A 13,404-nucleotide genomic window follows, 5' to 3' on the forward strand; every position below is an offset into this window, starting at 1 on the left:
GCAGCAAGCATGGAGCGGTGGATTCTGTGGCGTGGCGCATCTCGACCAGCTCGCTGCAGGGCAGGGTGCAGCAGCAAGGGAGAAGCAAGATCCTTGGTGTCTTGCCGTACCGGAGGGGCGGCTGGCAAACTCCGGAGAGGAAACCCGAGTGATTGCAAAGAGTTGTGAGCCGCTTGGGCACTAACCTCCATCGGGAGCAGGTTGCGCTCCTCCATCATGGTAGAGTTCGAAGTCTGCGGGGGGCTGCTTGGCGAAGAACAAGAAGCGCTGGTTTCAGCAGGCATCTGCAGCACCTACATCGATGGAAGCGCCTGCGAAAACGCCGGATGCCGTGAGTGGAAGCCCGGCAGAGAGTTCGAGCCCGGGTGAGCGGCCTGCTGAGCCATCCTCTATGCTAGGCGCTCCCGTTGCGAATGGCCTTGCCGTGGCAGAGCTGATCCGGGCCAGTGCGATGGACATTGGGACTGTGCTGTCCTCCTTGAAAGCTCCGCTCGATGAGCTGCGGAGCACCATGCAGGAGCTGGCCAGGACCGCGGTACCGGGCCAGATCGAGAGCATCACTCAGGCAGCGCTCGCTCCCATGCGGGCCCGAGTGGAGGAGGCCCTGGGGGGATTCGATCAGCGGCTGGCGGAGGTCCGGCAGAGGATTGCGGCGCTGGATGGATTCCTGACCGAGGAGCGCGCCAGCGAACTCGTCCAGGTCGAGACTCGCCAGGTGGCCGGACGCATCCAGGAGGACCTGCAGGTTCGGCTCCTGGAGCTTCAGGAGGCTTTCGAGGACGCCGACGATCGGTACGGGAAGATCAAGAAGCTCATCGATAGCTTCAACCCCGGTGGGCTCGCCGTCCTTCACCAGGAGAACACAGCGCTCCGGGAGACGCTCTCACGGCGCGAGCAGGATCTCGGCAAGGCTCGGAGCAGCGTCCAGGAGTTGGAGGAAAAGGTCGCCCAGCTCGAACGCGAGCTCCTCCGGCTCAGGCTCACTCAAGGCGCGTCCACGCTTGAGGAGTTGGAGAAGCGCCGCAAGGAGCTCTCCGAGCAGGAGTCCGAGCTGCGCGGCCGGGAGATCCTGGAGGCAGAGAACCAGCGGCTGGTGAAGCAGCGGGAAGAGCTGAATGAGGAGCTTGAGCAGTGGCGCAAGCAGGACCGTGCCGAACAGCGGTACGAGATCGATAAGAAGGAGCTGGAGGAGCTTCGGGAGGCAAGGACCGAGGCCGCCTCGGACAAGGAGCGGCTCGAAAGGACGCGCGCTAAGACGGAGCGGGAGCGGAATGAGCTGAAGCGCCGGGTCGATGCGCTTGAGGCTCAGCTGGCCGAGGGAAAGCAGCTCCAGGAGGTGGCCCAGAAGCGTGAGGCGCGCCTAGAGCGGCTTGAGCAAGAGCGGGAGATCCTCCTGCAGACCCGTGATGACGCTCGGGTCGAAAGAGATGAACAGCGCCACAAGACGGCCGAGCTGGACCGCAAGGTGAACGAGCTTCTGCGCAAACTCAGCGAGGAGCAGAGCCGCGCGGCTAGGCTAGAGGTGGAGAGGGAAGAGGCGCTGCGCCAGCGGGAGACCCAGGTCAGCAAGGCCGTTCGGGAGAACCTCCGCAAGGAGTTCGGGGATTGGGCGGAGGACCAAGCGCAGAGCCGTGCCGCGCGGGCCATCACGGAGCGGGATGCGGCATTGCAGGAGTGCAAGCGCCTCCAGGACCGGCTCTCCAAGTTGGAGCAGGAGCTGCGGGACGCCAAGGCACACAACAAGCAATTGGAGACCCAAAGTGCGATGGATCAGGCCTCTCTCGAGGTACAACGTCAGCGCATCCAAGAGAGTGCCTCAGACGAGCTGAACCGCGCGCGCGCCAAGGGCGCGGAACTTCTCAAGGTGGCGGAGGAGCGGAAGGCCAGTGTGCAGCAACAGGCCCAGGAGGAGAGCTCTCGGGTGCAAAGCCTCCGCGATGAGTCCCAGAAGTTCGCGCGCGATCTGGCTGCGCTCACGGGAGAGATCGCGGCAAGGCAGGCGGAGCGTGACAGTCTCCTCAAGCGCATCGATGAACTCACGGAGAAGGTCCGCTCGAGGGATGATCGCCTGAAGCAGCTCGTTGAGCCCCTCTTCTCCCAGGCGGAGCTTCCCCCCCTCTTTACAGAGGTGCCCGCGGAGACGGACTGGCTGGCTCGTGTGGAGCAGGGCCTCAAGGATGCGGGGTTCCGCTTCCACTCGCGCCTAGTGCACGCCTTCCACACGTCCTTGAAGGTGGCCCAGAGCTCGCCTCTGACCATCCTCGCGGGCATCTCCGGCACGGGAAAGAGCGAGCTGCCGCGCCTCTATGCTGATCTGGGCGGGCTCAGCTTCCTGCCCGTGGCGGTGCAGCCCGGCTGGGATAGCCCCAGCGATCTGTTGGGCTTCTTCAACTACACGGATGGGCGGTTGAAGGCCGACCCCCTGGCGCGCCTGCTCTACCAGGTGAATGCGGAAGGTTCGCGCCTGCGCGAGGGGCTCAGCATCGTCCTGCTCGACGAGATGAACCTCGCGCGGGTGGAGTACTACTTCTCCGAACTCCTCTCGAAGCTTGAGGCCAGACGCGGTGTGGGCGGGGTTCCGGATCGCAAGCGGGCCTCCGTGTCCATCGACCTGGGGGCGGGTGAAACGCAGGAACTCCTCTACCTCGACGAGCGCGTGCTCTTCGTGGGCACGATGAACGAGGACGAGTCCACCCATACCCTGAGCGACAAGGTGCTGGATCGCTCCTGCCTGCTGTCATTCCCCAGCCCCCGCAACATGCGGCTCGAGAAGCAGGGCCACATTTCACGCTCGAAGGAGCGCCTGCCGTTCGAGACCTGGAAGCAGTGGTGTGGGGAGAAGCGATCCTCAGAGGCAGCTGACACGCTCAACGAGATCAACGACATCATGGAACGCGTGGGCCGGCCTTTCGGGCACCGGCTCTTCCGCGCCATTCATACCTACATCGCACAGTACCCGGGGAGCACCCTGGAAGCCCGCGATCACGCCTGGTCGGATCAGTGGGCCATGAAGATACTGCCTCGTCTCAAGGGCTTGGAGTGCGAAGCCCGCCGCGTCCGTGAGGGGCTCGACGCACTCGCCCGCCACCTTCCGGCAGAGCTCACGGAGTCCTTCGAGCAGGCTCGCCGTGAGGACTACTTCGCTTGGAGGGGCGCAGCGGAACTCTACCGGATCGCCGAATGAGCACGCTGCCCGCTCCACCTCCGCCCTCCCAGCGGCAGCTCCCCTCGGGCGAGCCACGCAACGAGGTGGAGGATGGCCTCTTGCTGCTCGCCCTCCATGGCGCGCTGCTGGAGGCGCTCACGTCGCGCAACCCCGCTGATTTCCAGCCGCTCCCCATCGACTTCCTCGAGACGGGCCGCCGCCTGCAGGAGGTTCTTCGCAGGCCCGAGCTGCTGCCTCCTCCGTTGGTGGCGGGGCTCGCGCCGCTGTTGACTCCCCGCCTGATCCGGCTCAGGCAACACCTGAGGCGCAGGCTTGCCCGGACTCGCAACGAGGTCCCTCTTCGGAGGGTGCGAGAGATGGATCCCGCCTGCCTTCGGGTGAACGCTCGCAAGCCGGGCCGAACCCTGTTGGAGAAGGCAGGTCCCCGGCAGATGCTGCGCGCTCTCGTCCGCGTCGAGCGCTACGACACCAGTGAAAACCGGATCCTGCGCGCCGCCTGTGTTCGCCTGCAGCGGACAGCCCAGAGTGCGTTGCAGGGGGTGCCTCGCTCGCACGAGCGTACCGATCCGCAGGTCCGACAGCTTCGTGCCCTGGGCCGCGAGGCGGCTGCCCTCATTGAATGCGAGGAACTGCGAACCGTGGGCCTGCCGCGCCCCGACGAGCGCCCTTCCAACGCCTTGCTGGGGGATGCCGATTACCGCGCGGTCTGGCGGGCCCTGCAGTTGCTGCGTGGCGAGGAGGAGCGGTTCATCGAGGAGTGGCGGAGTCTGGAGCGTGTCCTCGACGAGGTGCTCCTCGTGGCGGCCTGGTGTCATTTCGATGCGCAGGGGAAGTTGGATCCCTTTCCTGGCTGGGTCCGTCCGCTCCATCGCCAGGTGAACTCGAAACGGCTTGAGAGCGATCGACATCGGCGGTGGGTCCGCTTCGGCCAGGAGCAGGTCGAGGAGTGGTCGGTCCTGTCAGAACCAGGAGGGTTGATCGTCAGCCACAGGCGTTGGAAGGGGACCTCGCGGCAGGAGCGCACGTTTCGCGTTGAGGGCGCCTTCGTACAGGCGGCGGTGGGTCCATTGGGAACGCGGCTGAAGGTGATGCTAGCTTCAGAGACACACTGCCAGGAGTACTCGGCCGATCGAAGCCTGCTCCCCGCCATGGACGCAGTATTCGGTGAGCTGAACCCGGCACGATCCGCTCTAGCTCCTCTTGCCCGCCGCGAGTTGCAAGGGCGGGTGGCTGTCTCAGCGCTGGACGCCACCCTGCGCATCATGGATGACGCGGGACCGTTCGATGCGGGCCCGAGCGCGGTGGTCACAATTCCCGCAGGGGGCTCATTGTCACTGGATGTGGTGGGTCGCTCGGCCACGCTGGGGGGCGGCGATGTGGCCGGTCCCCTGGCGCTGCACGGCCCTCATGTCGAGCGCTATAGCCGCCTGCTCCACCGCTGGAAGCAGCGTGCTGTAACGGAACTCGCCGTCGTCGTGCCGGATCGCTTTGATGAAGGAGCGCTTCAGCGGCTGCGGATGCATGCCGGGGCGTGCTGGGCCGTCTGGCAGCCCGTGGCCGTGGCGCTCCAGTTAGGAGAGCAGGAACCTCAACGGGTCACGCCTCCGCCAGGAAAGGCCCTGCGGATGCTCGTCATCGCCCTGAGCGATGCCGCCAACGATGTTGCACTCCTGTCGTGCGAGGCAATGCCCGGTGGCGAGCGCGTCTGGCTGCGTGAGCGGGCCGGCCAGGCGCTCCCCTCCGGCGAGGCGCTGCGGTTCGAGCCCGTGGAGGCCGAGCGGCGCGAGCCCTTACGCGCGGCATGGCTGCGCCAACCCTCGGATGCCCAGGCCTGGGTACAGCAGGGCGAGAATTGGGTGCTGTCTCCGCTGCCGCGGCCCGGCGACCAGCTGGACAGGCATCTTCTTGAGGCCGCGAGGACTTTCTCGGGTAAGGGCATCGACCTGGTGGCCATTGCAGGCGCGGGGCCGGAACTGGAGGAGCGCTTGCGGCAGGGACTGGCTCCGCTCCCGCTCGTCTTCCTTTCCTCGGATGCGGCAGTGCGAGGGGCTCGCGTGTTCCTGGAGCGCTACCGGGCCGGGCGGCCCACGTGGAGGGACAGGCTGCCCGCGCTGACCGTGGAGGTCCGGGAAGAGAACCGGCGCAAGCATGTCGATGTCGTGCCGGAGGGTTCCTATGCCGAACCCGGGCGCCCGTTGTCCTTCGTCTCGGCGCAGACCCTGATCCTGGAGGCGGGCAAGGATGCTTTCGACTTGAGGATGCTCCGCGAGAGGCAGGTGGCTCCCTTCAAGCTGCGCCTGGAAGGGCCTCCGCTGCCGCTGTCACAGCCCGTGACGGTACGCATCTCCGTCCGCTTCCGTTACGGCCTCGAGGATATGGAGGGACGGCTGGAGCCATACGAAGCGGCTCCCTTCGAGCGGATTCCCTTTCGGCTCCAAGGGGCCGAGCCTGAGGAAGGGGACAGGGAAGAGCCCAGCGGGCCCCCCGAATACAACCCTCCACCCTTGCTGGAGAAGCAGGCCCTAAAGCACATTCAGGAGGCCAGCGAAGCCCTGGCTGAATGGTGGCGCAAGTTGTCCATCAAGGAGCGCAAACAGGCCAAGACGAATGCGGGGTTGCTCAAGGATGACATGCTCCCGCTCGTGGAGGAACTTGAGCAGGCGCTTCGTGCCGTCCAGGGTTCGGGGCCAGCGTCCCTCAGCCAAGAGGGACGCCAGCTGCTGGAGGACTTGGTGGCTCCGCGGCTGGACTGGCTGCTGGGGCTGCGCAGAAGCCCGGACAAGGATGGGGAGGCGCCCGCCCTAACGGACAAGGCGAAGCTCTGGGCCGTCCGCGCCAGGTCGCGGGCGGGCATTCGCGGAGATGGGCGCTTCGCGAGCTTCCTCATGGAGAGGATGAAGGAGGCCAAGGGGGGCACCAGGACCGAGTGGTGGCGAGGACTTGGCCGCATCGTCGATGGCCGAGCCGATGGGGTCTGGGATGTGATCGTCGGGTTTGAGCCAAGCTCTGACGATGAGCGCCGGAGCCTGGGCAATGCCATTCTCTGGGCGCTGCAGGCTCACCCGGAACTTGCGCCTCACCTCGGCGAAGCGCGTGCCCGTGCAACGCTCACTGTCCTCACGCGCGAACTCGGGCGGCTCGAGAAGTCCGAGCGCCGGAAGGATCACTTCGCCTTCCTCCTGCAGTCCCTGATGCACCTGTGCCGCTGCCGCGTGGCCGGCCTGCTGCCCCCCGAGGATCCTCAAGTCCGTGAGACAGTTGCCTTCCTCCGAGAACTGCGCCAGCAGCTCCCCGAGGAGGTTCTGCGGCAAGCCGTGCGCTCCACGGCTCAGGACGAGCCGCTGTCGATGGCCATCGATGCCTTGGAGGGGCGTATCGTGACGCTGCCACTCGCAGGGAGGGAGACATGAACATCGCACCTCACCTGGCGCGGACCCTGCTGGAGGGGCGGCAAGGCCATGCTTTCCGATCCGAGGCCATTCCCTACGAGGTGGTGGATACGCTTGTGACCGTGCGGATGGAGCGCACTACGATGCTCTGTCTACCGGGCGGAGACGTACGCGAGATTCAACCAGTCTCGGCACTGGACCTGCGGCGCATCCTGGATGCTTGTCCTCACGCCGTCTGGGTGTGCGGATTCAGCGTGAAGGAGCAGTCCGGATCATTGCTCCCCTTCGCGCCGCCCAGGACCCTCCCGCTGTCGGCTCGAATTCCATTCCGCATCCCCGCGTGGCTTGCGGAGCGGGCCGGACAGCTGGGGCTCCGTTCCGGGCAGGACGCACTGGAGCGCCTGTCCCTGGACGTTGGTGGGAGGCGCATTGCTGTCATCGGGCAGCGCAGCATCGCCGCACTCTCCGATGACGATGCCCGTGCTGTCACGTGGTGGCTGCCCACGGGGGAAGTCATCGAGACGCAACTGGTGACGCAGGACGGACAGGCTTGGTTCGAGCTGCGCCAGTGCATCGCGGCCCGGGATGCCGCGACTGCTCGCTGCGGGCCCAACGGGCTGGTGCGGATCGAGCCGGGAGCAGGCTTGCCCGTCTCTGGAGAGGAGGCAGCGGGCGTGGCTGTTGCCGACGCTGTCGCCTTCATGTCGGAGCGCTCGCCCTTATTCGATACCTGGGCGCGCTATGCCCAGCTCTCCCGCGAACGGGCTCAGGAGAAGCAGCAGGCCCGGGCTGCCGTGCCCTTGCAATATGAGGGGGCGAGCCAGCGCGGGAGCACGTGGGTGGCACGGGCCCGTTTGAATGACGAGGGCATGCGGGCCTGGCTCGGGCCTCCACAGCAGGAGGGCCGCTGGGTCAAGCTGGACCAGACGGTGAAACAGGAGGGGGTGGAGGAGGGGACGCTGACGATCGACAAGATGCGGCGCAAGGGCCCCGGGCTCGTGGAACTGCGCATGAAGCCAGGGCGGAGCGTCCGGGACATTCCTGCCTCGGGCGTGTTGCAGGCCGTGGAGAACCGCGGCGCCCGCAAGCAGGAGGAGCGGCAACGGGAGGCCCTGGATGTCCTTCGCGCCGGACGCGCGGCCTGCTCTCGCTTGCTGGACATCCTCAATGCACCGAGCCTTACTCGGGAGCCTGCGGCCGTGCGGCTTCCCAAGCCTGTGCAGGATCAGCTCGACGAGCACCAGCAGGCCGCTCTCCTGAAGATCCTGGGCTGTCAGGAGCTGGTGGCGATCCAGGGGCCTCCCGGCGCGGGTAAGACGCGCGTCATTGTCGAGGCACTCCAGCAACTCGCAGCGACCCGGCGCCGGTCACAGCCCCCCATCCGGGTGCTCATCTCCTCCGTGCAGAACGAGGCCATCGACAACGTCGTCGAGAAGCTCGAGTCCGTACAGGGGCTCGTCGTCCGGACCGTTCGGAAGGGCGGGCAGAACGAGGACGAGGACTTCGCCCAGGCCGAGCGGCGTGCCTGGGGACGGGAGCGCATTATCGACGCGCTGCAGACGCGGCTGAAGTCAGATCCCATCGTTCGCAAGCTGCAGAGCCTGGATGATGTCCGCTCGGAGATGGCGCGGTTCCGGCTCCTGATGCTGGCGGGGGAGGTGGCTTTCGGGAAGGTGGCGGAGGCGCTGGAGCATCTGGCTGGCAACGAGGCGGCTCCGCTCACGCCTTCCTCCCGCGAGGAGGCGCGGAGCCTGGCAAGGGCGCTGCGCGCGTGGGCTCCACCAGCCGGGCCGGAAGGGGAACCTGAGGCTCCTCCGCAGCTCCCCGAGCATGCCGGAGACGTCCAGGCCTGGTGGGAGCGCGTTCGGACCTCATGGCCCATCGCCTCTCGGGCGCACGTGGATGCGGCCGTGGCAGCCGTGCTCGAAGCCACGGAAGGGATGCGGGTCAGCCCTTTGCGTTGGTCCCGCCGGGTGGAAGAGCGGTGGAAGGAGCTGCGGACGTTGGTAGAGGCAGGGCACCGTCCAGCCCAGCCTTCCCTCCTGTCAGCGCCGAGCGACGGCGATGTTCTGCGCCAGCGCCTCGCGGCATGGGCGAAGCGCGCGGAGGAGGACGTACGCCATTGCGCCGATGGGCTGGTCCGCACGCCCGCGGCCGTTGCGTTCCGATTCATGACCCAGCTGAGCAACGATCCCGCCGCCTGGGAAACCATCAAGCAGCGGCATGGCAACACCACTGCGGCGACGTGCTCTATGGCGGCCAAGGCGCGAGTGCCCGATGAGCCTGAATACGACTGGGTCATCATCGACGAAGCCGGCAGGGCCTCTCCCTTCGAGCTGCTCGTCCCCATGGTGCAAGGACGCCGCGTCGTCCTCATCGGAGATCACCGGCAGCTCCCCCCCATGGTGGAGGACGAGATCATCGACGCCCTGGAGAGCGATCGGCCGCCTTCCGTGGACATCCAGCGCGAGACGCTCTTCGGGCTGCTCTACGGGTTGATCCCCGCGGGGTGCCGAATTCGTCTTCGGACGCAGTACCGCATGCACGGGGCCATCGGAGCGCTCGTGGACCGGCTCTTCTACACACCTCATCAGGAGGCGATTGACAGCTACTACTCCGGCCCTGTGTTGGCTGCGAAGCGCGCGCCGTTCTGGGGCGTGCTGGCGGATCGGCCCGTGGTCTGGCTCGACCTGCCTCGTAATAAGGAGGCTGTGTACACGAATCCCACCGAGCTCCAGGCGGTGCTCGATCTCCTCGTGCAGTACAGCCACAGCCAGGCGGCGGACAAGAGCGCACCCTTCGTTGGCGTCATCTGCGCCTACCTCGCCCAGAAGGAAGCGCTGGACCACGCCTTGAAGACGCGGCCAGAGCTGCGGGCCATTGCCACCGTGCGCACCATCGACTCGGTGCAGGGACGTGAGTACCCCGTGGTCCTCTTCTGCACGACCCGTATGGACGGAAAGCCGGGCTTCCTGGCCGCGCCCTCGCGCATCAACGTCGCGCTGAGCCGGGCGCAGCGGCAGCTCATCATTCTCGGCAGCACGGGCGCCATGTCCTCTGGGCTCGTCAGGAAGGGAGCGCCCCACCTGGCTCAGCTCGTGAGTCACTGCCAGGAGGAGAATCTCATCGAGCCCTGGAAGGAGGCGCTGGCATGACGGCCGAGCAGCGCCTGTGGTGTCAGGTCCCGGCATGGTGGTTCCCTGTCTGGGTTTCGTTGCAGGGAGACGCCTATACTCAGGATCCGCTGGAGGAGGCCGTTCTCGGTTTGATCGAGCTGGGGCATGGGCATCCTGGGGACCTGGCCCTGACCCTGCAAGTGGACGCAAGCCTCATCCACTCCGTGCTGGATGCCCTGGACAGGGCAGGGCGGATCCAACAGCAGCCGGGGCAGGAGCGCTGGGAGCCGCGGCCAGCTGCCAGACCATCCGAGGAGCCTTACGAGCGTGAAGGGTGGATCGTCTGGGACCCGCTTGCCCGCAGGCCACTGCTGCAGGTCGTGTTTGGCCTGCACCCCAAGGACAAGCCGGAGCTACCCAAAGGATGGCAGGGCATCTCCTGCGATGCCGAGCCTGAGCTGGGGAAGCGCCCGAGCGACGGGTTCGTGGACAAGGCGCTCTCTTTCCTGCCGGACGTGCCCGAGCTGCGAGGGATCGAGCGGATGGGGGGCGGCGTGCAGAACTTCGACTCCGGGCTGATCCGCCGGATCCGCCGAAACCCTCGCGAGAGGCCGGAGCACGGAAATGTCTATGTGCCCGTCGAGTTCCGGCCGACGACGGACCCGGTGGTCTGGCGTCCGTGTGTCGTTCCCTCCGCACGGATTTCCTCCGAGTTCGACTCCGCCGGGTGGCAGGGGCTGCTGTCACGGGTGGATGAGGCGGGGCGCCGGGAGCTTGAGGCACGGAAGCTGGAGGTGAGTGCGTTGCTCACCCCCTTCATCCTTCAAGAGGCGGGATACGCGAGCATGAGCGATCTGCGCGAGGCAGCAGGCCGCAAGGCCCGGCACGCGCTCGTGAGCGTCTGGGACAATCCCAGCTGGGAGTTGCTGCAACGGATGGTCGTGGACGCCGAGGTCTTCGCCACTATCGCGCATGCCGTGAAGCACACCTCGCTGCGTCAGGCGCTCCACTGCTGGGCCGATGTGCTGGAGGCCTTGTCAGGGATGCTCCACCAGCGATTCGAGGCCGCCTTCACGAAGGAGCGCTTTCGGGAGGTGTTGGCGCTTCCCATCGCTACCCGGAAGGAGCGCGTCCTGGCTCGGAGCGCCAACCTGGGCAGGAGTGCTCAGCATCTTCTGAAGACCGTGTCCAAGGATGATCCGCTGCACCAGCTTCGCGGGGTGCTGGCGCGCAACGCCACCATCGGAACCCGGATCCTGGGGCTGGCGTTCGCGCGTGTCTTCGTGCCCGACGTCGGACGGCTCGCCGATCCAGCGCTGGAGGAGTGCCCGGCCTTCTTTGACGAGCTTGCCGATGCGAATGAGATACGGGTAAAGGTCGTGCATCCCGGCCTCGATGAGACCGAGGCTTCGGAACCCGTCGATCTGGAAGACTTTCGGCAGCGCGTCCTGGGCATCGTCCGGGCCTCGATGAAGATCCCCACGCAGTGAGCATCGGGAGGGCACGTGCATGTCTCACCACGTCTGGACACTCGCGCTGGATGAGGCCGGCCGCTTCGAGCAGGAGCCTCCGAAGGACGAAGTCCTCGTCATTGGCGGTGTTCTCTGCCCCGGCGAGGTGGACCGGCTCGCAGCACCGTTGGAGCGCGCCTTGCGACAGAGCTGCAAGGCGGAGGGGATCGACAAGTGGCCCCCTCACGCCTCCGAGTTGCCACGGGAGGTTCGTGGCCGGATTCTCGAGGTGCTGTCCCGTGAGCTGGCCCGGCTGGGGGGCTGCTGGCTCTTCCTCGTGGATCCCCCGAGCGGCCGTGCGGACGCCCGGCTCGCCACCTACGTGAGAATGCTAGCGGATGTGGTGGACATCTCCGCCCGGCTCGCGGTGCTCCAAGGGGCACGCGAGCTGGATGTCCGGCCGGCCACGCGCACACTCCCCTTAATGGAGGAGGCCGCCCAGGCGGCTGCTCGGCGTGGGATTGCCCAGCTCCTAGAGTCGCTCGAGAAAGAGGGAGAGCCCCCGCGCAGATGGGTTCGCTCCTACACCGAGGCCGAGGTGCGCCAGACCCTAGATGGGCTTGCGCGCGAGTCGTGCGGACAGTTGGGCCCTTGGCCTTCCTTGAGATCCATCGAAGCGGATCCCGGCCGCTATGGGGGCGCCCATCCCGCAGTGTTCTTCTCGGACTTTGCTTGTAACTTCCTCCATGGCTTGCTGTGTGGTGTGTCCGGCAAGGAGGCCGTAACCGGTGGCTCTCCGCTGGATCCCGATGGAAAGAATCCCCCCCTGGTGGTTGCGCGAGCCGCGTTGAAGACGCTGCGAGGTGTGGACCGGGCTCTCCGGGATGACACGCCGGACCTGTGGCAGGCCTCGGCCCTGCTGGAGACGCTGGCGGGAGATGTCCGAGGCCAGGCGGTGTCCCTGTCCCTCTACAGGGCGGCCCGGGAGGGGGCGCTCCTGGCCGCGACTCAACTCTGGGAGCGTGCCTGCCGGGTGCTCGGGGCGGACCTGACGGTCCGTGAAGCGATGAGCGTTGGGCTGGTGCTGAGTGGCCGTGGGCAGGGGGCGCTGGCAGCCAAGACTGGCGACTATGAGGGGACTTGGCGCGCCATCGAAGCAGGCTGGTCGGGGGAGGGGGCGCTCGCGAAGTCGGTGCGACGGGCTCTTGCCGGGGATCGTGAGGGTGCTGCCCGGCTCTGGCGCCAGACGCTCGAATGCGCCAATCACCGCGGAGACATCTCCGCGGGAACCCAGGCCGCGAGCGCCTTCCGGGAGCTGCTCGTCGCGGGGCTCTCCTTCGGCCTGCTCTCCGAGCGGCAGCAGATGCTGAACCTTGAGCAGGTCATGCTGCAGAACCGTCTGCCCGCGGACGTGTCTGAGTTGGAGTCACGGCTGGGGGAGCTTGCGTCTTCGGCCGAAGCCCTGATGCGAAATGCCGAGGAAGATGGGGAGATCATCACCTTGGCGATCCGGCAGCAGGTCCCACCCACCCTCGTGGACGCGAGGGAGCGAGCCCTGGCGGAGGCACTTGGGCAGGAGCCTGGATGGGATGTACCTGATCGAGAGCGGGGGCGGATGTTCGGTACGGCGGCGCGTTCCCTCGCCTTCTGCGGGCGCGTCGAGGAGGCGATCCGGTTGGCATTGAGAGCTCGGCGCCACTTCCTGGACTCGCCGATGGACCTGCGGATGAACGCCACTATTCTTGCGCGCATGCTCCTAGAGCGGGTACGTCTCTCAGGAGCAGATGCGGACATGCGAGGCATCTCTGAGGCCTTTGAGCTGGCAGGGGTGGGGGAGATTCGGAAGCCAGCGGAGGCTGCAGGGCTCGTCAAGCGTGATCCGGGCATGCGCTTCACGCTCGACCTCGTCCTCCGCGCCCTGCTCTGGGCTCCCGGTTGTGTGCCGCGGGGTGATTGGCTAGGCGTGCTTGAGGAGCGTGGGCCCAAGTCGCTCTTCAGTGTGCTCGCCTCGGGAGCGCTCCGCTCGCATCCCACCGAGCTGATCGCCCGGCATGCAGGGGAGCTTCTTGCTCGGCACGATCGGCCCTCGGCGGCTCGTGAGTGGTTCGGCCTCTCTTGCGAACTGTGCCAGGGAGCTTCAGAAGGCAGCGCGCTGCGGCGCTTGGGGGTCTTCACGGAGCGCCTCGCCGCCTCATCCTGCGCAGCTCCCGAAGGTCCACTTGGTTCCCTCCTCAATCCGAGCTTCGAATACCGCTGAGGGGGCCATGCATGGTGCGTGCCCC

Annotated in this window: 5 protein-coding genes; all 5 read left to right on the top strand. The window is 66.8% G+C overall.

Going from position 1 to position 13,404, the window contains the following annotated elements:
• The first annotated feature begins 424 nt into the window (after positions 1 to 424).
• The 5 genes from FL311_RS03340 to FL311_RS03360 all read left to right on the top strand — a co-directional run bounded on the left by FL311_RS03340 (position 425) and on the right by FL311_RS03360 (position 13,379).
• Positions 425 to 3,184, top strand: coding sequence for a hypothetical protein (locus tag FL311_RS03340; protein ID WP_141323413.1), 2,760 nt, complete (start codon positions 425 to 427; stop codon positions 3,182 to 3,184).
• 80 nt (positions 3,185 to 3,264) lie between these two features.
• Entirely contained in the window at positions 3,265 to 6,576 is a 3,312-nt protein-coding gene (locus tag FL311_RS03345) for a hypothetical protein (RefSeq protein ID WP_141323414.1), read from the top strand.
• Positions 6,573 to 9,710: a DEAD/DEAH box helicase gene (locus FL311_RS03350; RefSeq protein ID WP_141323415.1), complete on the top strand. Its 3,138-nt coding sequence runs from the start codon at positions 6,573 to 6,575 to the stop codon at positions 9,708 to 9,710. The genes FL311_RS03345 and FL311_RS03350 overlap by 4 nt, the downstream gene beginning before the upstream one ends.
• Positions 9,707 to 11,161, top strand: a complete 1,455-nt coding sequence (locus FL311_RS03355; RefSeq protein ID WP_141323416.1) for a hypothetical protein — start codon at positions 9,707 to 9,709, stop codon at positions 11,159 to 11,161. The genes FL311_RS03350 and FL311_RS03355 overlap by 4 nt, the downstream gene beginning before the upstream one ends.
• A 19-nt stretch (positions 11,162 to 11,180) precedes the next feature.
• Positions 11,181 to 13,379 carry a hypothetical protein gene (locus FL311_RS03360; protein WP_141323417.1) on the top strand — a complete coding sequence of 733 codons (2,199 nt, stop codon included), beginning with the start codon at positions 11,181 to 11,183 and terminating at the stop codon, positions 13,377 to 13,379.
• The last annotated feature ends 25 nt before the right edge of the window (positions 13,380 to 13,404 follow it).

It is taken from the genome of Myxococcus sp. AB025B (assembly GCF_006518215.1).
In the GTDB taxonomy this organism is placed as follows: Bacteria; Myxococcota; Myxococcia; order Myxococcales; family Myxococcaceae; genus Myxococcus; species Myxococcus fulvus.

Coding starts and splice junctions, on each gene's coding strand:
- FL311_RS03360 (WP_141323417.1), top strand. CDS start 11,181: ATGTCTCACCACGTCTGGACACTCGCGCTGGATGAGGCCGGCCGCTTC.
- FL311_RS03350 (WP_141323415.1), top strand. CDS start 6,573: ATGAACATCGCACCTCACCTGGCGCGGACCCTGCTGGAGGGGCGGCAA.
- FL311_RS03355 (WP_141323416.1), top strand. CDS start 9,707: ATGACGGCCGAGCAGCGCCTGTGGTGTCAGGTCCCGGCATGGTGGTTC.